Here is a 22,252-nt window from a genome sequence, read left to right on the forward strand (position 1 = left end):
GCGAAGCGCCCGGCCCGCGAACCCAACCACCAGCCGAACAACCCCTCCGCCCCCGAGACCTGCCCGTCCGGCGCGGGACACCAGGCCGCCGCGGGATTCGTGGCCGGCCACCCGAGTCTGAGGCTCACCGGTCCGGCAGGCCACGGCCGCAGCGCGCGTCCCCTTGCGGCCGGCCGAAGCCTTGCCCGTGCTAGACATGGGGCATGCTGATCGGCCGGCTGCCGGTGAACGAACAACTCGACGCGCTGCGCGCGACGCTCACTCGCAATGAACTGTTGACGGAGATCCTGGCCCGCGCCGCGAAGCTGGACCTTCCAGGCTGATACCTGACCGCCGGGTGCGTGTTCCAGACCGTCTGGAACGTGGTCACCGACCGGCCGCCGGCCGAGGGCATCAGGGACTACGACCTGTTCTACTTCGACGGCTCCGACCTCGGCTGGGACGCCGAGAACGACGTCATCCAGGCAGGCGAGGCCGCCTTCCGCGACCTGCCTGCGACCGTCGAGATCCGCAACGAGGCACGCGTGCACCTCTGGTACGAGGACCACTTCGGCGTCCCCTGCGCGTCCCACACCTCCACCGAAGCGGCCATCGACTCGTTCGCGGCCACGACCTGTTGTCTTGGCATCCGCCTCGGCAACGACGACCGGTGGCGCGTCTACGCACCACACGGCCTTGCCGACGTGTTCAACCTCGTCGTCCGGCCCAACCCCGTACTCGCGCCCCGCCACGTCTACGAATCCAAAACCCGGCGCTGGCGCGAACACTGGCCCGAACTCACCGTGCTGCCCTGGCCCGAAACCGGCCAACAGCCGCCACCGTCGACGCCGGCAGGTTGCCAAGCGCAGTAACGAGCGCGGGTCGTGGTACGCGCGGAGAAGGTCGGGATCTCCTGCCACCGTGGCCACGGCCAGCCGCTGACCTACGGCTTGGCGCCGGTCCAGTTGCCCGTGCCCGGTCAGCCACCTGGTGGTTCTTCGCGGCTGCGTCGCAACTCCGGTCCTGGGCCCGACGCGGCTCGAACACTGGCAGGAACTCGCCGCGGACCCTGTCACACTACGCGATCACCTGCCGGTACGCCGTGTAGGCCAGGGCGACAGCGCGGAGCGTGTTCGAGAGCGCGTGCATGTTCGAGAAGCTCACGTAGAAGGCACTGCGCATGAACAGTGCCTCGCCCACGATGGCAAGCCCGACGGTCGCGTAGGGCTGGAGCACACTCAGCGCATCGCCGACGTGATCCATGTCGATCTGCACCAACGCCTGGAAGTAGATGTCGTTGATGCCGTTGTCGGCCAGGACCTGAACAGGTTCGGCGCCTTCGACGGACACGGCGATCTTCCACAACGCCTTCGCGCCATCGACTCGCTCCATGCTGACGACATCGTCGTTGTTCCGCATGAGAAACTCGATGTCCGAGCTACTGAGTCCGGCGGGAAATTCGCCAGCCATCCGGGTTCACCTCACGTCGGAAATTCGGGCGGGAACCGCTACGAGCAGCGTCCCCATTGGCAGTTGTGGCGGGATGTCGGAATCTTGTGCGCCTCGGCCTCCTTGCACCAGGCACATTTCGGTTTCCCGGCCCTCGTGCACGCACAGCCCATGTCTACCTCCGATGATCGCCTTCAGCTGGATGTCCTGCGAGGTTCGTGTTGCACATCCACCAGCATCGGGAGACCGTTAACCCGAGTTATTGGATTGTTATCGCACGCGGGTTCGGGGTAAATTTCCGTAACACCCGGACTCGGCGCGACGACCTCCCGGAGAACGACGGAGAAATTGGTGGCCGACGACCCGGCCCGCGGGGTCGCCCGCGGCACGTTCCCGCCGGGAAGATTCCACAGCGGACCGGATCGGACCGGGCGGTCAGCCGGCCGCCGGGAACACCTTGCCCGGGTTGAGGATGCCCGCCGGGTCGAGGGCGTTCTTGATCGCCCGGTGCATGGCCAGCACCGCGGGGCTCAGTTCCCGTGCCAGGCCGCGCATCTTCAGCAACCCGACCCCGTGCTCTCCGGTCACGGTGCCGCCCGCGTCCACCGCCAGGTCCACCACCCGCTCGAAAGCGGCCCTGCCGCGTGCCCCCGCCTCGTCGTCGCCCGGTGGGACCACGACCATCGGGTGGAGGTTGCCGTCGCCCGCATGGGCGATGCACGCGATCCGGACGTCGTGCTCCCCGGCGATCTGCTCGATGCGCGCCAGTACGTCGGTCACCGCCGTGCGGGGCACACAGATGTCCTCCGTCAGCACCGCGCCCAGCCGCGCCAGCGCCGGGTACACCAGGCGGCGCGCGGCGAACAGGGCGTCCGCCTCCGCCTGGTCGGTCGACCGTTCGCTCCACGTCGCCCCCGCCGCGTCGAACGCCGCGCGGACGGTCTCCGCCTCATCGTCACCCGCCACGCCCGGCGCGTCGCAGCGCGCCAGCAGCAGCACGTTGCCGTCCGCCGACAGCCCCATCCGCTTCCAGTCGTCCACCGCACGCAGACAGAACCGGTCGATCAGTTCCAGCGCGCTCGGCTGGGCCCCCGACGCCACCACCTCGGCAACGGCCCGGCCGGCCGAGGGCAGGTCGTCGAAGCAACCCACCACCGTCCGCTCGGCTGCCCGCGCGCCCCGCAGCCGCACCGTGACCTCCGTGATCAGCCCCAGCGTGCCCTCGGCGCCGACCATCAGCCCGGCCAGGTCGTACCCGGCGACCCCCTTCGCGGTGCGCCTGCCCAGCCGCACCACCTCGCCCCGGCCCGTGACCACCTCCATGCCGAGCACGTAGTCGCGGGTGACCCCGTACTTCACGCAGCACGGCCCGCCCGCGTTGGTCGACACGTTTCCGCCGATCGTGGACCACGGCGAACTCGCCGGGTCCGGCGGATACCACAGCCCGTGCTCCGCGCACGCCGCTCGCAGGTCGTCGTTCACCACACCCGGTTGCACCCGCGCGAGCCGCTCGGCCCGGTCGATCGCCACGATCCTGTCCATCGCCTCGAACGACACCACCACCGAGCCGGCGACGGCGTTCGCGCCGCCGGACAACCCGGTGCCCGCGCCACGTGCGACGACGGGGATGCCCTCCGCCGCACAGTGCGCGACGACCGCCGCCACCTCGGCCGTGGACGTCGGGCGCACCACCGCGGCCGGGAGGGTGTACGGCGCGCCCGCCGCCTCGTCGTGGGCGTAGCCGGCGACGGCGTCGGGATCGGTGAACACCCGGTTCGCGGGCAGCACTTCGTGGAGGCCGGACATCAGCGCGGTCATGTCCGGCAAGCCTAGGAGCGACACCGCGAAGTTCCCATTGTCCTTTTGTCCCCTGTCCGGAAGGACAATGCGCCACATTGTTCGAAGGGACAATTGAGCACCACCCGGGCCGCCTACAGAATCGAACGGGCCGAACGCCGGCCCCGCACGGAAAGGATGTCCATGGCTGCGGTAATCACCGGGCTCGGGGGCTGGCTGCCACCGAAAATCGTCACCAATTCCGAGCTGTGCGAAACGCTCGACTCGACCGACGAGTGGATCAGGACCCGCACCGGCATCCAGGAGCGGCGTGTCGTCACCGCCGGTCTGTCCACAAGGGACATCGCGGTGGCGGCCGGTGCCCGTGCGCTGAAGTCGGCAGGCGAGTCGGCCACCGACGCAGTGGTGGTGGCGACGACGTCGGCGGACCGGCTGTGCCCCGCGGTCGCACCGGAGGTCGCGCACCTGCTCGGCCTCGACACCGTCGCCGCGTTCGACCTCACCTCGGCGTGCTCGGGGTTCCTCTACGGGCTCGCGGTCTCGGCCGGGCTGATCGCCGCGGGCACCGCCGAGAGCGTCCTGTTCATCGGCGCGGAGGCGTTCACCACACTGGTCAACCCGGCGGACCGCAACACCAGGCCGATCTTCGGCGACGGCGGCGGCGCCGTCGTGCTGCGCGCCGGTGAGCCGGACCGGATGGGCACACTGGGCCCCATCGACCTCGGCAGCGACGGCGCGAAGGCCGATCTGCTGGCGATCCCGGCCGGCGGGTCGCGGCAGCGCGCGGAAAGCGGCGGCCTCGGTTTCGACGCGGTGCCGACCGGGGACTGGTACCTGCACATGTCCGGCCGGGCGCTCTACACGCAGGCGGTCGAGCGGATGACGCAGTCGTCGCGGACCGCGCTGGCGCGGGCCGGGTGGCAGGTCGAGGACGTGGACTGGTTCGTCGGGCACCAGGCGAACGCCCGCATCGTCGCGGCCGTCGCCGAGGAGCTCGAACTGCCGGCCGAGCGCGTCGCGGGCAACATCGACAAGGTCGGCAACACCCTCGCCGCGTCCATCCCGCTGCTGCTCACCGACTACGTCGACCAAGGCGTGCTGCGGCCCGGCGACCGGGTCCTGCTCGCCGCGTTCGGCGCCGGGCTCTCGTGGGGTGCCACCACGCTCGTGTGGCCGGAACTCACCGTCGACAGTTTCCGATAAACAAAGATCCGAACAAGGGACACGTGATGACCGACACTTTCGATGCCGTTGCCGAGCTGCTTTCCGCACGTTTCGACATCGAGCCGGAAATCGTTTCGATGACGGCGACGTTCGACGACATCGACCTCGACTCGCTTTCCCAGATCGAGCTGGGCACCGCGATCAAGAAGAAGTTCGGCGTCGAGATCAGCGACGACGAGCTGGCGGAGATGTCCACCATCGGCGACGTCGTCGACAGCCTCACGGGCAAGCTCGCCGACAAGGGCGTGACGGTCTGATGGCACCGTTCGCCGCGGCGGTCACCGGCATCGGGCTGGTGACCCCCGCGGGGATCGGGGTCGCCGACAACTGGGCACGGGTGGTGGCGGGCGAGACCGCGGCGGCGGCCGACCCGGCGCTGGCGGACCTGCCCGTCCACGTTTCCTGCCGGGTACCGGACTTCACGCCGAAGGACCACGGCCTGCGCGGCGCACGGCAGTGGGACAGGTACACCACGTTCGCGATGCTCGCGGCCAAGGAGGCGCTCGCGCACGCCGGACTGGACCCGCGGGACTGGGACGGCACACGCGTCGCGGTCGTGCTCGGCTCCGGCGCGGGCGGCACGCTGACGCTGGAGGAACAGCACCGGACGCTCCTTGCGGACGGCCCTGGCGACGTGTCACCGCAGACACTGCCGATGGGGCTGCTGAACATGGCGGCTGGCCAGGTGGCCATCGGGTTCGGCGCGCAGGGCCCGTGCCTCGCGCCGTGCACCGCGTGCGCGTCCGGCGCGTCCGCCATCGGCATCGGCCGCGACCTGCTGCGGCTCGGCGCCGCGGACATCGTCATCGCCGGTGGCGCGGAGGCCCCGATCAGCCCGCTGTACGTGTCCTCGTTCGCCCGCATGCGGGCGCTGTCCCGCAACCCCGACCCGGCGACCGCGTCGCGGCCGTTCGACTCCGCGCGGGACGGGTTCGTGCTCGGCGAGGGCGCCGGCGTGCTGGTGCTGGAGTCCGAGGAGCACGCGCTGGCCCGCGGCGCGCGGCCGGTGGCGAAAGTGATCGGCCACGGCGCGTCGGCCGACGCCCACCACGTCACCCAGCCGCACCCGGAGGGCATGGGGGCGCGCCTCGCCATGACCGCGGCGCTCGCCGACGCGGGGGTGACCGGCGCCGACGTCCGGCACGTCAACGCCCACGGCACCTCGACCGTCGCGAACGACCGCACCGAGTCGGCGGTGATCCGGGACCTGCTCGGTCCCGACGCGCAGGTCACCTCCACCAAGGGCGTGACCGGCCACCTGCTCGGGGCGGGGGCGTCCGTCGAAGCCGCCTACACCGCGCTCACGGTCCGGCACGGGCTGGTCCCGCCAACGGCGAACCTCACCGACCCGGAGCCCGGCCTGGACGTCGACCTCGTCTTCAAGGCAGCCCGGCAATCCACTGTGGACATCGCGGTGAGCAACTCGTTCGGCTTCGGCGGCCAGAACGTGTGCCTCGTCATCGCCAACTAGCCTCCCCGGAATCACGAGTGTTGGTCGCGATCCGGCCGACGGCGCGGAGGCCGAGGTTGGACAGTGGCTGGGTGTCGTCACGTTCCCCTGAGGTGACTGCTGATCAGGTGCGGACGTTCGCGCAAAGATCCACGGAACAGGCCCTAGACCAAAGGAAGTACCCGATGACCATCGCCACCGCCCCGACCAGGGCGCCCGGCGCGCACGAACGGACCGCGGCCGACCTCGTCCGGCTGGTCTACGACGGTGACTACGAGCGGGTCCACGCGGACATCCGCGCCACCTTGTTCGACCCGGTCTTCGACCCCCGCCCCGGCCTCACCATGGACGAGGCGGGCAAGCTGGCCTACGAGCGGTCCCGGTTCCTGCACGCGGAACTGGGTCGCCCGAGCGCCGTGGTGGCCGACCCGGCGCGGCTGTTCGCGCTCGCCGAGTGGCCCTCGGTGCTGGACGTCTCCGTGTTCTCGCTGCTGATGGTGCACTACAACCTCACCTTCGGGACCGTGGCCGACCATGGGGCCGGCCGCACCGACCTCGACGACCTGGTCGGCGACCTAGACTCGCTCGCCGCGTTCGGCCCGTACATGGCGACCGAACTCGGCTACGGCAACAACGTCGCCGCGCTGCGCACCGAAGCCGTCTACGACCGGGAGAGCGGCACGTTCACGCTGAACACGCCGGACGCGCTCGCCCAGAAGTACATGTCCTACAGCGGTTTCGCCGACATCCCGAAGGTCGCGGTCGTGCTGGCGCGGCTGAAGGCCGACGGCAAGGACCACGGCGTGTACCCGTTCCTGGTCCGCATCAGCGACGAGAACGGTCTGCGCCCCGGCGTGCACGCGGCGCCGTGTCCCGAGAAACCCGTGCAGGGCCTGGACAACGGCGTCACCTGGTTCGACCACGTGCCGGTTCCCCGGCGGGGTCTGCTGCTCGGCGACATGGGCGAGTTCACCGAGGACGGTACGTTCCGGCCGACGGGCGGCAACGCCCGCAGGCGGTTCCTGCGGTCCATGACCCGCATCCAGCCGGGCAGACTGTGCGTGTCGTCCTCCGCGATCGGCGCCGGCCGCGCCAGTGTCTACATCGCACTCCGCTACGCCCGGCAGCGGCTGGTCAACGCCCCGGGCCGCAAGGAGATGCCGGTCATCGAATACCGCAGCCACCAGCTCGCGGTGTTCACCGCACTGTCCACTGTGTACGCCATGTCGTTCCTCCTCAACCGAGGCAAGCGTGCCTACCTGGCCGCCGCCGGTGCGGTGGACGCCGAGCTGAACTCGCTCATCGCCATCACCAAGGCGTTGTCGACCTGGCAGATGACCGACGTGATCACCGCGATGCGCGAGCGCTGCGGCGCGCAGGGCATGTTCAGCGCCAACCGGATCGCGGACTACGTCTCGCTGTTGCAGGGCCTGGTCACCGCGGAGGGCGACAACAAGGTGCTGCTGGCGACCACCGCCGCGCAGTTGCTCGCCACCGAGGAGACCGGGCCCGCGCCGGCCCCGCCCGACGGCGCGGCCCACGACATCCTCGACCCCGCGCTGCACCGGGCGCTGCTCGGCTACCGCGAGCGCGCGCTGCGCGAGTCGGCGCGGTCGGCGATGCACGACGACACCGTCGAGCGGACCTATCTGGACGCCTGGAACGGCACCATGAACACCGCGCTGGCCATGGCCAGGACACGCGGGGTGCGGCTGGCCGTCGAGGAGTTCCACGCGGCGGTCGAGCGCGCGGAGGACGCCGACGCGACGAACGGGCTGGCGTTGCTCGCCGCGCTGTACGCGCTGACCGAGATCCACCGCGACGCGGGCTGGTACCTGGCCCGTGGGGTGCTGACCGCCGCCCAGGTGGAGCGGCTGCCCGCGACGCTCGACGAGCTGTGCCCGAGGATCCTGCCCCTCGCCGACGCGCTGGCCGACGGGTTCGCGCTCACGCCGGAGCTGGTGCGTGCCCCGATCGCGGCGGACGACTACGTCGCCGCGTTCGGTGCGGTCGCGGACACCCGGCCGGAGCGCTGACATGGCCCGTCACCTCTACCGCTGCCCGCTGCGCTGGGCGGACATGGACGTCTACGGCATCGTCAACAACGTGATGTACCTGCGCCTGCTGGAAGAGGCGCGCGTGGACTTCGTCTTCCGCATGGCGCCGACCGAGGGCGACGCGTTCTTCCGGGACGGCTCGGTCGTGGTCCGGCACGAGATCGACTACAAGGACCGCCTGACCCACCGGCATGAGCCGGTGGACATCGAGATGTGGGTGTCGGACCTGCAGACCGCGACCGTCACGGTGTCCTACGAGGTCCGCGACGGCGACCGGCTGTGTGCCAGGGCCTCGACGGTGATGGCGCCGTTCGACTACCGCAAGAACCGGCCGCGGCGGCTCACCGACGCGGAGATCGGGTTCTTCGAGAAGTACCTCGAGACGAGCTGAGGGGTCATGCGACTGCTGCGAACCGGGCCGCCCGGGGAAGAAGTGCCGTGTGCGGTGGACCGCGACGGCGTGGTGCGCTGCCTGTCGGCGTGGGTGCCGGACTGGACCGGCGCCGCGCTCTCGCCCGCCGCGCTCACCGAGCTGGCCGGCAGGCTGGCCGGCTCGGCCAATGAGCTGCCCGAGGTGCGGCTCGACGAGGTGCGGACCGGCCCGCCGGTGCCCGCGGGCGGCCAGCTGATCTCGGTGGGCCTGAACTACCGCTGCCACGCCGCGCAGGCGGGCATGGCGATCGGCCCCGAGCCGGTGATCTCGACCAAGTCGCCGTGGGCGCTGGCGGGCCCGCACGACGACCTGCTGCTGCCGCCCGGCGCCGAGCGGGTCGACTGGGAGGTGGAGTTGGCCGTCGTCATCGGCACGGAGGCCAGGTACCTGCCGGACGAGGACGCCGCCCGCGCCGTGATCGCCGGGTACTGCACGGCCAACGACGTGTCCGAGCGGTCATGGCTGCTCGACCGTGGCGGGCAGTGGGTGAAGGGCAAGTCGTTCGAGACGTTCGCGCCGCTGGGGCCCTACCTGGTGACCCCGGACGAGGTGGGCGATCCGGCCGCGCTGCGGCTGACCACCCGCGTCAACGGCGAGTTCATGCAGGACGCCAAGACCGGCGAGATGGTGTTCGGCGTGCCGTGGCTGATCCGGTACCTGACGCACTTCATGGTGCTGCGGCCCGGCGACGTGGTGCTCACCGGCTCGCCTTCCGGGGTGGCGCTGCGCCGGATCGACGAGCCGTACCTGCAGCCGGGAGACGTGGTCGAGGTCGAGGTGGAACGCCTCGGCGCCCAGCGGCAGCGGTGCCGTGCACACGGAGAGGAGCCGCGACGGTGACTGTCGCGTTCGAGGTCGAGCCGGTCGAGCGGACACCGGCGCGGGAGCGGGCACGGTTGATGGCGGGCGCCCCGTTCGGCGAGGTGTTCACCGACCACATGGTCACGGTGCGCTGGTCGGCGGCGCGGGGCTGGCACGACGCCCGGCTGCGTGCGCACGCCCCGCTGGTGCTCTCCCCCGCGGCGCAGGTTTTCCACTACGGCCAGGAGATCTTCGAGGGCATGAAGGCCTACCGGACGGCGGGCGGCCCGGTGGTGACCTTCCGCCCGTACGCCAACGCGGAGCGGTTCGCCGCCTCCGCGACCAGGATGGCCATGCCGGAGCTGCCCGCCGAGCTGTTCGTCGGGGCGCTGGAGACCCTCGTCGCGGCCGACCGGGAGTGGGTGCCCGAGCAGGAGGGGCACAGCCTGTACCTGCGGCCGTTCATGATCGCCACGCAGCCGACGCTCGGCTTCTACCGGCCCGCGCAGGAGTACCTGTTCGTGGTGATCGCCGCCCCGGCCGGGGCGTACTTCGCCGGGCGGCCGATGACCGTGTGGCTGGAGACCGAGTACACGCGGGCCGCGCCGGGCGGCACCGGTGCGGCCAAGTGCGGTGGCAACTACGCGGGCACGCTCGTGGCGCAGCGGCGGGCCGCGGACCGGGGCTGCGACCAGGTGGTGTGGTTGCGCGACGGCCACGTCGACGAGATGGGCACCAGCAACCTGTTCTTCGTCTACGGCGACGAGGTGGTGACGCCCCCGCTCGGCGACACGATCCTCGCCGGGGTCACCAGGGACTCGGTGCTGACGCTCGCCGCCGACCTCGGCTACCGGGTCGCGCAGCGGCCCGTGACCGTGACCGCGTGGCGCGCCGACGCCGAACAGGGGCGGCTGACCGAGGTGTTCTCGTCCGGCACCTCGTCGATGATCACGCCGGTCGGCCACGTCCGCGCCGCGGACGGCGGGTTCACCGTCGGCGACGGCGCGGCCGGCACGGTCACCACGCGGCTGCGCGCGGAACTGCTCGGCATCCAGACCGGCGTGCGGCCCGACCCGCACGGCTGGGTCCACAAGATCGCGTAGAGAGGGTTGGCATGACGCGTTCGGTTCTCGTGACCGGTGGCAACCGGGGCATCGGGCACGCGATCGTGACCGCGTTCGCGCAGGCGGGCGACCGGGTTGCCTACACCTGCCGGACGGGGCCGCCACCGGACGACCTGACCGCGCTCGGCGCGCGGGCGGTGCGCTGTGACGTCACCGACCGCGAGGACGTCGAGCAGGCGTTCAAGGAGGTCGAGGAGGCGCACGGTCCGGTGGGGGTGCTCGTCGCGAACGCGGGCATCACGCGAGACAACCTGGTGCTGCGCATGAGCGAGGAGGACTTCGCCGCCGTCGTCGAGACCAACCTGACCGCCACGTTCCGCCTCGTGCGGCGGGCGACCGCGGGCATGCTCGCCGAACGGGCCGGGCGGGTCGTGCTGATCTCGTCGGTCAACGGGCTGCGTGGCGCCGCCGGCCAGGCGAACTACGCCGCGACCAAGGCGGGCCTGATCGGGTTCGCCCGTTCGTACGCCCGTGAGCTCGGCAGGCGCGGGGTGACGTGCAACGTGGTGGCGCCTGGGTTCGTGGACACCGACATGACCAGTGGGCTTGGCGAGCGGGTGCGGGCCGGGATGATCGAGCAGATCCCGCTGGGCCGCACCGCGCGGCCGGCGGAGGTGGCGGCCGCGGTGCGGTTCCTGGCGTCACCGGAGGCCGCCTACATCACCGGCGCGGTCCTCCCGGTCGACGGCGGGCTCGGCATGGGGCACTGATCGTTCGGCATACCATACGAACGTTCGACTTGACGAACGGAGTGTGCGGACCACATCATGTCCCCCATGCGTTCGGTATGGCAAACACTCGACCGTCGCCTGCTGACCGACGCGGCCCTGGTGTCCGTGGCCGTCGGGTTGATCGGGCTCTCCTACGGCGCCACCGCGGTCGCGGCCGGGTTCCCGCTGTGGCTGCCGGTGGTGCTCGGCGCGCTCGTGCTGGCTGCCGGGTCGGAGTTCCTCTTCGTGGGCATCGTCGGGGCCGGCGGCAGTCCGGTGGCGGCGCTGCTCGCCGGACTGCTGGTCAACGCGCGGCACATTCCGTACGGCCTGGCGGTGCCCGACGTGCTCGGCCGCGGCTGGCGCCGCGTGCTCGGCGTGCACCTGATGAACGACGAGACCGTGGTGATGGCCATCGCGCAGGAGGAGCACGAGCGGCAGCGGGCCGCGTACTGGGCGTGCGGGCTCGGCATCCTGGTGATCTGGCCGCTCAGCGCGGCGGCGGGCGGGCTCATCGGCAGTGTCGTGCCCGACACCGACGCGCTCGGCCTCGACGCCATGTTCCCCGCGGTACTGCTCGCGCTGATCCTGCCCGCCCTGCGGGACCGGACCACGTTGTCCTCGGCCGTGGTCGGGGCGCTCCTCGCGCTGGCCGCGACCCCGTTCCTGCCCGCCGGGCTGCCCGTTCTGGTGGCACTGGCCGGGGTGCTGCTGAGCGTGCCTGCCGCGCGGGGTGGTGCGACGTGACGGCATCGCCCGTGCTCCTCGCCGTGTCCATCGTGGTGCTGGCGGCAGCCACGTTCGCGTTCCGCTTCGCGGGCCCGGCACTGCGCAGCCGCATCACGTTCCCGCCGCGGGTGACGAAGCTGCTGGAGACCTCGTCGGTGGTGCTGCTGGCGGCGCTGGTGGTGACCTCAGGGCTCATGGAGGACGGCGTTCTGGCCGGTGTGGCCCGGCCTGCCGGCGTCCTCGTGGGCGGGGTGCTGGCGTGGCACAAGGCGCCGTTCGCCGTCTCCGTGGTCGGCGCCGCGGGCACCGCCGCGGTACTGCGCCTGTTCGGGATCCCGTGATCTGGGCACGTGCGGTTCGGGTGGCTCGCTGTCGCGGGGCGGCTGGCACGGCGCGGCGGGCAGGGCGAGCAGGCGGTCGTTCTGTTCGAGGACCTGCCACGCGAACGCGACGAGTCCCGCCTGGAGCCGCGACTCCACGTCGAGTTTCGCGAGGATCTGGGCCACGTGGGCTTTCGTGGTGCGCTCGGTGACCCGTAGCGACGCGGAGATCTCCCGGTTGGACCTGCCCGCCGCGAGGAGCCGGAACACCTGTAACTCCCGGCCCGACAACAAGGACACCCGGAGGAGCACCTGCTTCCACCCGGCATCCAGCGCGCCGTCGTGAGCAGGCACGACGGCTCCCAGTTCGATCATATTCTTCCCGTCCGAAGCGACGTCGACCCTCGAATTCCCCGACGGCTATCAGGTATACCGCACCCGCACCCACGTGGGGACCACTCAACGGCAACATCACACAGACTGACAATGATCCACAGGAAATCGCGCACAGTAATCGAAACTGCGGCCGAACGGGTGATCTTGACAATTCAACCGATTGTCGCACAAAGGGAACGTCGATGCTCGAATGCGCGACCACGGGATGACCTCATTGGACCGATCAGGTGATCCACGGCCGGATCCAGTCATTTCCGAGTGTGCGGCCGTTCAGCTGCTTCCGCGGATACGCGTCGGGACGTTCCATTCCCCCGGGCGGCGTATACCAACCCACCGCATTTGCCGTCGTCGCATCAGAACGACTGTTCTCGGACGGTGAGGACGACCTTGCCCCTGGCGCGGCCTTCCGCCAGGTAGCGGATCGCCTTGGCGGCGTCGGCGAGCGGGAACGTGCGGTCGACGACCGGGGTGAGCTTGCCGGCCTCGATCAGCGCGCGCAGTTCCTCGATGTCCTCGCCGCGCTCCACGGAGATCAGGCCGCCGAGGCGCTGACTGACGAAGGGCGAGAGCAGGATCGCCCGGAGCGTGCGGTCCATTCCGCCGAGCCATCGACCGCCGCCTTCACCGCCGACGATGATCAGCCGGCCCTTCGGGGTCAGGGCGCGGCGCAGGTGGGACAGTCGCCGCAGCCCACCGGTGTCGACGATCAGGTCCCAGTGCCGCGTCCCGTCGGCGAAGTCGGTCCGGGTGTGGTCGACGACGTCGTCCGCGCCGATCGAGCGGACCAGATCGACCTTGCCGGTGCTGCACACGCCGGTCACCGAGGCGCCGTACGCCTTCGCGAGCTGCACCGCGAACGTGCCCACCCCGCCGCCCGCGCCGATGACCAGGACCCTGTCGCCGGTCCGGACGGCGTCGCGCAGGCTGTGCAGCGCGGTGAGGCCGGAGACCGGGACGGCGGCCGCCTGTTCGAGCGTCAGGTTCGCCGGCTTCGGCACGCACCTCGCCACCGGCACACACGCGTACTCGGCGAACGTGCCGCCACAGGTGCCGAACACCTCGTCGCCGACCCGAAACTTCGTCACGTCGGCGCCGAGCGCCTCGACCGTCCCCGCGACATCCCGCCCCAGCACGGGGTTCCTGGGGGTGCGCAGACCGACGGCCGCGCGGACCGGGAGCGGCAGCCCGGTCATGAGGTGCCACACCCCGTAGTCCACCCCGGCCGCGTGGACCCGCACGAGCACCTCGTCGTCGCCGGGCTCCGGCTTGTCGATGTCGGCGAGCCGTAACACGTCGGCCGGGCCATATCTGTCGTACACGATCGCTTTCATGACTTCTCCCCATCCGGGTACTGGAAAACGTCATCGAGCGGAACCGCGAAGACCCGCGCGATCTGGAACGCCATCTCCAGCGACGGCGAATAACGCCCCTGCTCGATGGCGATGATGGTTTGCCTGGTCACGCCGATCCGTTCCGCGAGCGCCGCCTGCGTCATCTCGCCGTTGGCGAACCGCAGCGCCCGGATCGAGTTCGTGACCTTGGTCGACTTCACCACGACTGAAATCCCCGACGGTAGGCGGATATCTTGGCCACGGAAGCGAGCAGGCCGGACAGCGCGAACGCGAGGTAAATCGCGTTGGCGATCCAGAAATGGCCGACCTCGGCCATCGCCATGACCAGCGTCGACACCCCGCCGATGACGGTGAACGAGTGGCCGACGTACTCGCCGAACCGCTCGATCTCCCGGTCCCGCTCGTCCTTTCTCCTGGAGTCCTCCGGCGTGGTGAGCGCGGCGGCGATGCTGAGCACGATCGTCACGGCGATCGCCACCCCCACGGTCCACAGCAGTGCCGCCACGTACGGCACCTCGGCCAGCGGCCCGTCGCCGGCACGACTCAGGATGATGACGAGATAGGTCGCGTACGCGCAGGCAGTGACCAGCGCCATGATCCACGCGCGCTTCTCTTCGAGTGCCACGCCCACTCCCGATGTAAAACAACTTTGACATCGCCGAATGTAAAGCGTTGCGGACATGATGTCAAGGATCTTTGACTCCTGTGGCACGGCCCAGCGGACGTCAGTGCCGCACAGGAGCCAGTGGTTGTCCCCTTCGAGAGCTACTGTCGCTTGTGGACGTCCTCGGTGACCTCGGCGGGCGGATCGGTTTCTCCGGCACCGCTTCGTGCCGCGGCGACGAGCACCGCCGCCCTGATGGCGGCGGTCACCGGAACGGCGAGCAGGACCCCGGCGATTCCGCCTTCCACCGCGCCGACAGTGAGGGCCAGCAGCACCACCAGGGGATGCAGGCGCACGAAGTTGCCCGCCAGCATGGGTTGCAGCACGTTGCCTTCGAGTTGCTGCACAGCGATCACGACGCCCAGCATGATCAGGGCGGCGACGGGCCCGTTGCTCACCAGGGTCACGGCGACCGCGAGGGCACCGGACACGATCGCGCCGACGTAGGGCACGAAAGCGCCCAGGAAGACCAGTGCGGTCAACGGCACGACGAGCGGAACACCCACCACCAGCAGCCCGATGCCGATTCCCGCCGCGTCGACCAGCGCGATCAGCGCCGTCACCCGCACGTACATCACGACGCTGTGGAACGCCTCCCGGCCCGCTTCGTCCACGTACCGCCGGGTCGGCACCCGCCACAGCCGCAGCAGGAAGTCCCACATCCGCGACCCGTCCAGCAGGAACATCACCAGGATCACCAGCGTGAGCACGGCGCCGGCGACCAGCGATCCGAACGTCGTGAACGCCGTCATCACGTCCGACACCAGGGACGCCTCGTGCGCCTGCAGCCACTGCCTGCCCCGGTCCAGCAGGTTCGCGTCCAACCCGAGAGGGCCGTGCGACAACCACGTCTGCACCCGCGCGACGCTGCCTGCGACGCTGTCGCTCAGCTCGGCGAAGTGGCTGGTGACCGCCAGGACGACGAAGGTGACCAGCCCGCTGACCACGGCCAGCCCCATGACCAGTACGGCAACCACCGACAGGCCCCTGGGCAGTCCGCGCCCGCGCAGCCACGCCACGGCGGGAGACAGCAGTGCCGACAGCAGCAGCGCCACGGCGACGGGGACGAGGACGAACCCGAAGTGCTTGACGACGGCACGCAGTACCCACAGGCCCAGGACCACGGCCGCGAGTTCCAGGGAGATCACCGCGGCGCGGTGCAGCCCCCTGGCCGTGAACAGCGGGCGAGCGAGTCGCCGAGGTGGAGATGGCACCCGGGTGGCTACCCTCGCCGCGGGCGCGAAAACCGACCTCACCCAACACTGTCCCGGCCGAACCGCGGGGACCACCGCGTTCGGCGACCGTCCCGGACCGCCCGCATGTTTGCCTACCGGGTCGGCGGGCATCCGGACGAGTCAGGGCAAGCCGTGGGAGCGGTGGGGAACGGTGGTGCGGACCGACCAGGAACGGCAGGAATGGCCCGAGCGGCTGGCCGACCGGCTTGACGGGCCGATGAGCGTGCTGGGCATCCTGTTCCTGTTCGTGGTGCTCGGCCAGACACTGGCGCGGAACCCGGTCCTGTCCACGGCGCTCGCCGTCGCCGGCTGGGCGCTGTGGCTGGTGTTCGTGGCCGAGTTCGCCCTACGGCTGTACGTGGCCCCGGATCGCACCCGGTTCCTGCGGCGCTTCTGGTGGCAGGCGCTGTTCCTGGTCGTGCCGTTCCTGCGGTTCCTGCGCCTGGTGCGGTTGCTGCGGTTCATGCGCGCGACCGGAGTGGTCTCCTCGGCGGTGCGAGGGAGCCGATCAGCGGGCAGGCTGCTGTCCAGCAGGCTGGGGTGGCTGCTGGCGGTGACCGCGGCGGTCGTGCTGGCGGGCAGTCAGCTGGTCATGATCACCGGCCACTACACCGACTACGGCGCCGCGCTGCACGACGTCGCCTACGCCACCATCACCGGCGAACCCATGACCGGGCCCGGCGGGCTGGTGCGTGTCCTGGAGATCGTGTTCGCGTGCTACTCCGTGGTGGTCTTCGCCGCCCTGGCCGCGGCCATCGGCGCCTTCTTCCTCCGCGCACCCTCCACATCGGACACCGACGCACCACCGCAGTCCCCCGGCCCCGGGCACCCCGGTGAGCCCGCCGCGGCCACCGAACCACCTACTCGCTCCCGGGCGAGAAGCTGACGGCACACCCCGCAGAAGCGGCCGTCAGCGGCCGCTTGATGCCGCCCCGGCCCTTCCGATCTCGGTGGCCTCGATGAACTTCTCGCCCTCGTACGGTTCGTAGCGGGTGGGACCGGTCAGGCCGTACTCGTTGGTGTAACGCTCGTAGCCGAACACCCGCAGGACACCGGTCACGTCCACGACGTCTCCCTCGTGCACATCGCCGGTCTGCTCCCCGGCAAGCACCAGCACGGTCTCGTCACCCCACTCCTGCCCGTCGACCTCGAAGGACGTCGGGGACAGGACGTCGGTCGCCTCGCCGCTGATGCTGACGAGATCTCCCACGAACTCCCTGCCGTCCTCGAAGTACAGGTCCCCGTCGGGGACCTCCTCGTTCACGATCCCCTCGTCCTGGTCCACGTCCTGTCCGACGTCCTCGCCGCACGCGGCGACCGAGAACGGCAACAGCACGGCCACACCGACGACAGCCCACCGGCCAAGACGACCGGCTGTGCACTCCGACACGAGCAATCCCTTCTTCGTGCGGTTTCGGGACGCGGGCCTGCGTTCCCCGGAAGGCGCGGGCGAAAGCACAGATGGGACCTACGTTGTCGCCTTGTTACCTTGACCTGGCGGCGTTCCGCGACTTCCCGCGATGCGACCTTTCGACGGGACCGCCGAACCACGTCTCCGTAACGGAATCGAAAGGTGCCGCCAGTGACGAGGAGGCGCAACGGGGTACCCGGGGTGCACGCGGTTCGGAGGCCGGAAGCGGTCGGAAGGAGCAGGATGCCGCCGTGCTCGCAGCCGCTCCAGGGGGACCGTGGTGAGTCACATGACACCCTCCCCTGAGCGAGGCCGGGGGCGGCTGACGAGAATCCCGGTACACGCGTGGCGCGATGTCTCGCGGCGCGTGGTGGCGTCGGTGTCCGCCGACCGGCTGCCGCTGACGGCCGCCGGGGTGGCGTTCTTCCTCATGCTGGCCCTGGTTCCGACGATCATCGCGCTGCTCACGATGTACGCGCTCGTCACCGACCCCGACCAGATACGGACCCAGCTCACGCCGCTGCTCCGCGTGGTGCCGGGGAAAGCGGGCGACCTCGTCGTTGACCAGTTGCGCTCCGCCACCGAGATCGACGTCAGCGGGCTGACCGCCGGACTCGTGACCAGCATCGTGGCGGTGCTGTGGAGCACCTCCAACGCCGTGCGATGGCTGTTCGCGGGGCTGAACGTCGCCTTCGGTGAGCGGGAGACGCGCTCGTTTCTGCGGCTTCGTGGCTTGGCGCTGCTGTTCGCCATGGGGGCCTTGCTGGTCGTGGCCGTTGGCCTCGGGGTGGTCGCCGCCGTTCCCCTGGTGCTCGACCTGATCGGCGCGGACGCGGCAACGCGCGCCGTCGTCAACGTCGCCCGCTGGGGCGGCGGAGCGGTGTTCGCCTATGTGGCACTGGCTGTCGTCTACCGCTTCGGTCCGTGCCGGGAGGTCACCCACCGGCGTTGGGTGACGGCCGGCAGCGCGGTCGCCGTTCTGGTGTGGCTCACGGGGTCGGCGGGATTCGCCGCCTACTTCGGTTTGTTCTCTGGTTCCCACCGCATGTCCGGCACGCTCACCGGCGTCGCGATCCTGCTGCTGTGGCTGTACCTCTCGTCGTTTGCCGTGCTGCTCGGAGCGGAGGTCGATGCCGAGGTCGAAGCGGAGATCAGGCGTCAGCCCTCCCGAGAGCACGCAAACCGCGAAAACATTTCGTAAACGCATACATCGACCTCTTCGTCGCGGATAAGTTTCCTTTCTTTACGGTTGCCTTTCCGTTCCCCGACGGCGATAGCGGACCGCGCCGTAATCGGGATAGCTTGTGCTCGTGTTCTTTCCAGGTCGATTCACGCGAATATCCGGGATATCAGGAAGAGGTGTTAAAGATGGTCTTTCGGCGGACCCCGGACGATCCGGGCGACACTCGCGTTCAGGACGACCCCCCGGGCACTGTCTACCGCGAACGGGCGGACGGGGTAGACCTCGGCTACCCGCGTTCGGCCTACCCGTACGGCCCGACGTACTCGGTCCCGGACGACTCGTTCGGCTCGAGCGCGGCGAGCGCGGTGACGTTCCTCGCCGGGGTGTGGTTGATCGTGTCGCCGTTCGCGCTGGGCCACACCGCGACGGGTGGGGAGTTCGGCGGGTACTGGAACGACGTCACGGTGGGGATCGTGATCGCGCTGCTCGCGTTGGTGCGCGCAGTGGCGCCGAGGGAGGTGCCGTGGTTCAGCATGGTCAACATCGCCCTCGGTGGCTGGCTGATCCTCGCGCCGTGGGTGCTTGCCTACAACGAGGGTGCGGACGCCGTCGCCGCGACGACCAACGACATGATCGTCGGTGCGGTCGTGGTGCTCGCCGCCGCGGTGAGCGTGGTGCTGACCTTCCGCCGCCGCGCCCGCGTCCGTGAGGAGGCCCGGCGTGCCGGACGCCGGTCGGCGGAGGCCGCCGGCTGACCACACGGGGCAGCGGAGCGAGCACCCGCTCTTCCCGGCGTCCGTCCACGCCCAACCAGGAGGCGAGCCACTGTGCCAAGGCCCGACGAGACCCACGACCCCATTGCCGACCTCTACCTCACGGCGGAACAACGGGCACGCGCCGCCCGTGTCGTAGCCTCCGCCGCAGCGGACGCCGCCGACTGCGGCAGGCTGCTCGACATCCTCGGACTGTCTCCCCCGGCAGCGCCCGCGCCCTGCTCGGAATCCGCATGACAGTTCCGTAATCCCCACCGCCGGTACCGGACCGCCGGGCCGGGTAGTCCGTTGCACGACGGCCGGCGACGTGAGCGGAGGGCGGAACCCATGAGCAGGAACGTGATACTCGGATTGTGGATGGCACTGATGCTGTCGCTGTCCGCGTGCACGGTCGACTCCTCTGCGCCGAGGGTGGTGAACGATCCGCCCGCCACCGAGCCGGGCTACACCGACCTCGTCGACGAGACGGGGCCGAGTGTGGTGACCATCCAGACCGCCAGCGGGCTGGGCAGCGGTGTGGTGCTGCGAGCGGACGTCGTCGTCACCAACGCACACGTGGTCGGCGACGCGTCCGACGTCACCGTCGTCTACGCCGACGGCACCCGATCACCAGGAGCGGTCCTCGCCACCGACGCGATCACCGATCTCGCCGTGGTGCGCACCGAGCGCGATGATCTCCCCGTACCGGAGTACCGCGCGGAACTGCCACAACCAGGTGAGGTCGCCGTGGCCATCGGCAGCCCGCTCGGCTTCCAGAACACCGTGACCGCGGGAATCGTGTCCGGACTGCACCGCGACATCCCCGGGTCGGCGGCGACGACCCACTCACTCGTCGACCTGATCCAGACCGACGCCCCGATTTCCCCAGGCAACTCCGGCGGTGCGCTGCTCGACTCCGCGGGACGGGTCGTCGGCATCAACGAGGCCTACCTGCCACCCCAGACCGGCGCGGTGTCCCTCGGCTTCGCCATCCCCACCGCCACAGTGCTCGACATCACCGAACAGCTGATCGAGGACGGCGAAGTCGTGCACCCCTACCTGGGCGTGTCCGCGCGTCAACTCACACCCGCCATCCAGCAGGAACTCGGCCTGCGCGCCGACCGCGGCGCCGTCGTGACCACGGTGGACGACAACGGTCCCGCCGCCGAGGCGGGCATACGAACCGGTGACGTGATCACCGATTTCGACGGCAACGAGATCAGCAGCGTCGAGGACCTGCTCGCCACCCTGCGGGACACCAGGCCCGGCGAATCCGCTCCCCTCGTCGTGGTGCGGGACGGGGACCGGCAGGAACTCACCGTGGAGATAGGCTCCCGCACCTCCTAGAAGGTAGCCGCACAGCACCGCGACCGGCAGCACCAGGAAGGCGCGTTGACGGCGTGGCGATGCCCTGAAAGGCGCGTTCAGGGCGCTGAGCGCCCTGAACGGCCCATTCACGGCACCGGCCCCGCCCCGTCTCGGGCGACCGCAGGGTGTGGGTGTCGTGCCCGACGACGGGTCCGTACACCCAAGCCACTTCACATGATCTTCACGGAATCATCGTCTGGGCTGGTCGTCACGTTGCCGCTCACGCCTTCGGCTCCCGCTGGTGGACACTGGTGTGGTGACCGATCAGCCGCAGGGCTCGGATGACGTGACCTGGGAGCTGCCTGCCCGGGATCGCCGGGGCAAGCTCGCTTCGCTGGGACTCATCTCGTTGGGTCTCGGAGTGTTGTGCTGGCTGACCCCGTTCGTGAGCGTGGTCGTCGCGGGCCTCGCGATTGCCTGCGGGGTCGTGTCGATCGTGACCCGGCGGGAGTACCGCATCGACTGGACCGCGGTCGTGGGGATCTGCCTGGGCACGGCGCAGCTGTTCTTCGAGCTGGTGCTGTTCGCGATGAGAGCCAGCGGGCTGTGAGCATGAAGGCGCCACCGGGAAGCCTGCCGGGTCCGGTCAGAACGCGAGGGTGACCGCGGCGGCGGCGTAGATGCCGAGAAGCAGGATGCCGTCGAAACCGAGCCGCCACCAACCGTGGCGCTGCCGGATGAGCAGGCCGCCGAGCAGCACCGTGGTCATCAGCAGCGCGGCGGTGGTGAGGAAGAGCTGATCGTTGCCGCCGGTGTGGAACAGTGAGCCCGCCCGGTAGGCGACGTCGCCGACCACGAGGTTGAGCGCATCGAGGCTGTTGCCGCCGATGATGGCCGCGATCGCCAGGGTGAGCGCTCCCCGACGGACCGCGGCGACGGCGGTCACGGTCTCCGGCAGCGCGTTGACCACCCCCATGAACACCCCGCCGACGAAACCGGCGGCAAGGCCGGTGGAGGTGACGAGGCCCTCCGCGGCGTGCGCGACGGCCCAGCCACCGGCCATGACCAGCGCGGCGATCGCGATGAACTCGGTCCACAACGAGCTGTTGCCCCGGTCTGCGAACTGGTCGTTGTCATCAGGTGTGTCCGACCGGGTCTCCCCGGTGCGGACCGCCCGCCACATCGGCTGTTTCTGTTCCCGGATGAGCTTGAGCCCGCCCAGGTACAGCGCGACCATCACCAGCGACACGGGATGCACACCCAGCACGGTGACGTCCGGGCTGAACGAGGCCAGCAGCGCGGTGCTCAGCAACACGATCAACAGGCACCCGAACAGCAGGTTCTGGGTGGACGCGGCGGCGTGTTCGAGGTTCACCCGCCGGTACGCGGCGTCCGCGGCCACGATCGCCAGCGTCTGGACCGCGATCCCGCCCACCGCGTTGCTGTAGGCCAGGTCCGGTTGGCCCGACGCCGCGCTGACCCCCGTCATGACGATGCCGGAGAGCGAGGTGATCAGACCGAAGAACACCGCGCCGAAGAACGCCTCACCCCAGCCCGTGCGGTCCGCGAGCGCGTCACCCAGCCCGGCCAGCCGGACGGCACCGAACACCGTGACCACGCCGGCGAGCACGAAAACCGCGACCGACCCGCCCAATGACAACACCGACGTCGTCCCCACCCTGACTCAGACCAGCGCCGCAGCGCCACACCGGGTCCACGCACACGCCGGGCTGCCCGGTGCACTTGTCGAAAGCCCCATACCGCGGGCATAACCCGGACCGAGGACGTCGAAACAACTCCACCGACTGGTCACACGGTTTGGCGGTCCAGGCGCCACGTGATCGGCTCACGTGCCGCCGCGTAGCTCGGCCACCGACC

25 protein-coding genes and 1 pseudogene are annotated in these 22,252 nt (G+C 70.3%); 17 read left to right on the plus strand and 9 right to left on the minus strand.

Going from position 1 to position 22,252, the window contains the following annotated elements; all coding sequences use genetic code 11:
* Positions 1 to 326: 326 nt before the first annotated feature.
* Positions 327 to 851, plus strand: a complete 525-nt coding sequence (locus ACFPCV_RS04715) for a nucleotidyltransferase family protein (RefSeq protein ID WP_378055024.1) — start codon at positions 327 to 329, stop codon at positions 849 to 851.
* Between the two features lie 205 nt (positions 852 to 1,056).
* Here ACFPCV_RS04715 and ACFPCV_RS04720 read toward each other — a convergent pair whose 3' ends face one another.
* Positions 1,057 to 1,449, minus strand: coding sequence for a hypothetical protein (locus ACFPCV_RS04720; protein ID WP_378054753.1), 393 nt, complete (start codon positions 1,447 to 1,449; stop codon positions 1,057 to 1,059).
* 414 nt (positions 1,450 to 1,863) lie between these two features.
* On the minus strand, positions 1,864 to 3,246 hold the full coding sequence (locus tag ACFPCV_RS04725) for an FAD-binding oxidoreductase (RefSeq protein ID WP_378054754.1): 1,383 nt from the start codon (positions 3,244 to 3,246) through the stop codon (positions 1,864 to 1,866).
* A 156-nt stretch (positions 3,247 to 3,402) separates the two neighbouring features.
* On the opposite strand from ACFPCV_RS04725, the gene ACFPCV_RS04730 reads away from it, so the two are divergent.
* The 11 genes from ACFPCV_RS04730 (at position 3,403) to ACFPCV_RS04780 (ending at position 12,292) form a co-directional block, all read left to right on the plus strand.
* Complete coding sequence (locus ACFPCV_RS04730; protein WP_378054755.1) at positions 3,403 to 4,428, plus strand: beta-ketoacyl-ACP synthase III; 1,026 nt, start codon at positions 3,403 to 3,405, stop codon at positions 4,426 to 4,428.
* Between the two features lie 26 nt (positions 4,429 to 4,454).
* The gene (locus ACFPCV_RS04735) at positions 4,455 to 4,706 is read left to right on the plus strand and encodes an acyl carrier protein (RefSeq protein WP_378054756.1); all 252 of its coding nucleotides are present in this window, start codon (positions 4,455 to 4,457) and stop codon (positions 4,704 to 4,706) included.
* Positions 4,706 to 5,920, plus strand: coding sequence for a beta-ketoacyl-[acyl-carrier-protein] synthase family protein (locus tag ACFPCV_RS04740; RefSeq protein ID WP_378054757.1), 1,215 nt, complete (start codon positions 4,706 to 4,708; stop codon positions 5,918 to 5,920). The genes ACFPCV_RS04735 and ACFPCV_RS04740 overlap by 1 nt, the downstream gene beginning before the upstream one ends.
* A gap of 164 nt (positions 5,921 to 6,084) precedes the next feature.
* Entirely contained in the window at positions 6,085 to 7,935 is a 1,851-nt protein-coding gene (locus ACFPCV_RS04745; protein WP_378054758.1) for an acyl-CoA dehydrogenase family protein, read from the plus strand.
* A 1-nt stretch (position 7,936) separates the two neighbouring features.
* Positions 7,937 to 8,347, plus strand: coding sequence for an acyl-CoA thioesterase (locus ACFPCV_RS04750; protein WP_378054759.1), 411 nt, complete (start codon positions 7,937 to 7,939; stop codon positions 8,345 to 8,347).
* A gap of 6 nt (positions 8,348 to 8,353) precedes the next feature.
* Complete coding sequence (locus ACFPCV_RS04755) at positions 8,354 to 9,229, plus strand: fumarylacetoacetate hydrolase family protein (protein ID WP_378054760.1); 876 nt, start codon at positions 8,354 to 8,356, stop codon at positions 9,227 to 9,229.
* Entirely contained in the window at positions 9,226 to 10,293 is a 1,068-nt protein-coding gene (locus tag ACFPCV_RS04760; protein ID WP_378054761.1) for a branched-chain amino acid aminotransferase, read from the plus strand. Before ACFPCV_RS04755 ends, ACFPCV_RS04760 begins: the two co-directional genes overlap by 4 nt.
* An 11-nt stretch (positions 10,294 to 10,304) precedes the next feature.
* Entirely contained in the window at positions 10,305 to 11,024 is a 720-nt protein-coding gene (locus tag ACFPCV_RS04765) for a beta-ketoacyl-ACP reductase (protein ID WP_378054762.1), read from the plus strand.
* Positions 11,025 to 11,090: 66 nt separating this feature from the next.
* Entirely contained in the window at positions 11,091 to 11,771 is a 681-nt protein-coding gene (locus tag ACFPCV_RS04770; RefSeq protein ID WP_378054763.1) for an AzlC family ABC transporter permease, read from the plus strand.
* A complete protein-coding gene (locus tag ACFPCV_RS04775; protein ID WP_378054764.1) occupies positions 11,768 to 12,094 on the plus strand; it encodes an AzlD domain-containing protein in 327 nt (108 codons plus the stop codon). The genes ACFPCV_RS04770 and ACFPCV_RS04775 overlap by 4 nt, the downstream gene beginning before the upstream one ends.
* 9 nt (positions 12,095 to 12,103) lie before the next feature.
* Entirely contained in the window at positions 12,104 to 12,292 is a 189-nt protein-coding gene (locus ACFPCV_RS04780; protein WP_378055033.1) for a hypothetical protein, read from the plus strand.
* Here the strand turns inward: ACFPCV_RS04780 and ACFPCV_RS04785 are convergent.
* From ACFPCV_RS04785 to ACFPCV_RS04805, 5 genes and pseudogenes are all read right to left on the minus strand, one after another.
* Positions 12,269 to 12,448 (minus strand): annotated as a pseudogene (locus tag ACFPCV_RS04785) (LuxR C-terminal-related transcriptional regulator); the annotation flags it as partial. The gene ACFPCV_RS04780 and the pseudogene ACFPCV_RS04785 overlap by 24 nt on opposite strands.
* Positions 12,449 to 12,822: 374 nt before the next feature.
* Positions 12,823 to 13,800 (minus strand): NAD(P)-dependent alcohol dehydrogenase, encoded by a 978-nt coding sequence (locus tag ACFPCV_RS04790; RefSeq protein ID WP_378054765.1) that lies wholly within the window; start codon positions 13,798 to 13,800, stop codon positions 12,823 to 12,825.
* A complete protein-coding gene (locus ACFPCV_RS04795; protein ID WP_378054766.1) occupies positions 13,797 to 14,024 on the minus strand; it encodes a helix-turn-helix transcriptional regulator in 228 nt (75 codons plus the stop codon). Before ACFPCV_RS04795 ends, ACFPCV_RS04790 begins: the two co-directional genes overlap by 4 nt.
* A complete protein-coding gene (locus tag ACFPCV_RS04800; protein WP_378054767.1) occupies positions 14,018 to 14,446 on the minus strand; it encodes a hypothetical protein in 429 nt (142 codons plus the stop codon). The genes ACFPCV_RS04795 and ACFPCV_RS04800 overlap by 7 nt, the downstream gene beginning before the upstream one ends.
* A gap of 140 nt (positions 14,447 to 14,586) precedes the next feature.
* Positions 14,587 to 15,699 carry an AI-2E family transporter gene (locus ACFPCV_RS04805; protein ID WP_378054768.1) on the minus strand — a complete coding sequence of 371 codons (1,113 nt, stop codon included), beginning with the start codon at positions 15,697 to 15,699 and terminating at the stop codon, positions 14,587 to 14,589.
* A gap of 172 nt (positions 15,700 to 15,871) precedes the next feature.
* Between ACFPCV_RS04805 and ACFPCV_RS04810 the strand changes: the two genes are divergently transcribed.
* Entirely contained in the window at positions 15,872 to 16,606 is a 735-nt protein-coding gene (locus ACFPCV_RS04810; RefSeq protein ID WP_378054769.1) for a hypothetical protein, read from the plus strand.
* A 24-nt stretch (positions 16,607 to 16,630) separates the two neighbouring features.
* Here ACFPCV_RS04810 and ACFPCV_RS04815 read toward each other — a convergent pair whose 3' ends face one another.
* Positions 16,631 to 17,110 (minus strand): hypothetical protein, encoded by a 480-nt coding sequence (locus tag ACFPCV_RS04815; RefSeq protein ID WP_378054770.1) that lies wholly within the window; start codon positions 17,108 to 17,110, stop codon positions 16,631 to 16,633.
* 400 nt (positions 17,111 to 17,510) lie between these two features.
* On the opposite strand from ACFPCV_RS04815, the gene ACFPCV_RS04820 reads away from it, so the two are divergent.
* From ACFPCV_RS04820 to ACFPCV_RS04835, 4 genes are all read left to right on the plus strand, one after another.
* Entirely contained in the window at positions 17,511 to 18,332 is an 822-nt protein-coding gene (locus ACFPCV_RS04820; RefSeq protein WP_378054771.1) for a YihY/virulence factor BrkB family protein, read from the plus strand.
* 167 nt (positions 18,333 to 18,499) lie between these two features.
* On the plus strand, positions 18,500 to 19,069 hold the full coding sequence (locus ACFPCV_RS04825) for an SPW repeat protein (protein WP_378054772.1): 570 nt from the start codon (positions 18,500 to 18,502) through the stop codon (positions 19,067 to 19,069).
* 345 nt (positions 19,070 to 19,414) lie between these two features.
* Positions 19,415 to 20,413, plus strand: coding sequence for a S1C family serine protease (locus ACFPCV_RS04830; protein WP_378054773.1), 999 nt, complete (start codon positions 19,415 to 19,417; stop codon positions 20,411 to 20,413).
* A gap of 277 nt (positions 20,414 to 20,690) precedes the next feature.
* Positions 20,691 to 20,984: a hypothetical protein gene (locus ACFPCV_RS04835; RefSeq protein WP_378054774.1), complete on the plus strand. Its 294-nt coding sequence runs from the start codon at positions 20,691 to 20,693 to the stop codon at positions 20,982 to 20,984.
* Positions 20,985 to 21,020: 36 nt separating this feature from the next.
* On the opposite strand, the gene ACFPCV_RS04840 is transcribed toward ACFPCV_RS04835, so the two are convergent.
* Positions 21,021 to 22,037, minus strand: coding sequence for a sodium:calcium antiporter (locus tag ACFPCV_RS04840; RefSeq protein WP_378054775.1), 1,017 nt, complete (start codon positions 22,035 to 22,037; stop codon positions 21,021 to 21,023).
* Between the last annotated feature and the right edge of the window lie 215 nt (positions 22,038 to 22,252).

Source organism: Actinophytocola glycyrrhizae, assembly GCF_042653545.1.
GTDB lineage: Bacteria > Actinomycetota > Actinomycetes > Mycobacteriales > Pseudonocardiaceae > Actinophytocola > Actinophytocola glycyrrhizae.

Bases quoted from the DNA above. Each gene is read 5' to 3' on its own strand.
- ACFPCV_RS04720 (WP_378054753.1), bottom strand. From the start codon at position 1,449: ATGGCTGGCGAATTTCCCGCCGGACTCAGTAGCTCGGACATCGAGTTT.
- ACFPCV_RS04750 (WP_378054759.1), top strand. From the start codon at position 7,937: ATGGCCCGTCACCTCTACCGCTGCCCGCTGCGCTGGGCGGACATGGAC.
- ACFPCV_RS04755 (WP_378054760.1), top strand. From the start codon at position 8,354: ATGCGACTGCTGCGAACCGGGCCGCCCGGGGAAGAAGTGCCGTGTGCG.
- ACFPCV_RS04740 (WP_378054757.1), top strand. From the start codon at position 4,706: ATGGCACCGTTCGCCGCGGCGGTCACCGGCATCGGGCTGGTGACCCCC.
- ACFPCV_RS04725 (WP_378054754.1), bottom strand. From the start codon at position 3,246: ATGACCGCGCTGATGTCCGGCCTCCACGAAGTGCTGCCCGCGAACCGG.
- ACFPCV_RS04765 (WP_378054762.1), top strand. From the start codon at position 10,305: ATGACGCGTTCGGTTCTCGTGACCGGTGGCAACCGGGGCATCGGGCAC.
- ACFPCV_RS04790 (WP_378054765.1), bottom strand. From the start codon at position 13,800: ATGAAAGCGATCGTGTACGACAGATATGGCCCGGCCGACGTGTTACGG.
- ACFPCV_RS04730 (WP_378054755.1), top strand. From the start codon at position 3,403: ATGTCCATGGCTGCGGTAATCACCGGGCTCGGGGGCTGGCTGCCACCG.
- ACFPCV_RS04770 (WP_378054763.1), top strand. From the start codon at position 11,091: ATGCGTTCGGTATGGCAAACACTCGACCGTCGCCTGCTGACCGACGCG.
- ACFPCV_RS04830 (WP_378054773.1), top strand. From the start codon at position 19,415: ATGAGCAGGAACGTGATACTCGGATTGTGGATGGCACTGATGCTGTCG.
- ACFPCV_RS04735 (WP_378054756.1), top strand. From the start codon at position 4,455: ATGACCGACACTTTCGATGCCGTTGCCGAGCTGCTTTCCGCACGTTTC.
- ACFPCV_RS04825 (WP_378054772.1), top strand. From the start codon at position 18,500: ATGGTCTTTCGGCGGACCCCGGACGATCCGGGCGACACTCGCGTTCAG.
- ACFPCV_RS04745 (WP_378054758.1), top strand. From the start codon at position 6,085: ATGACCATCGCCACCGCCCCGACCAGGGCGCCCGGCGCGCACGAACGG.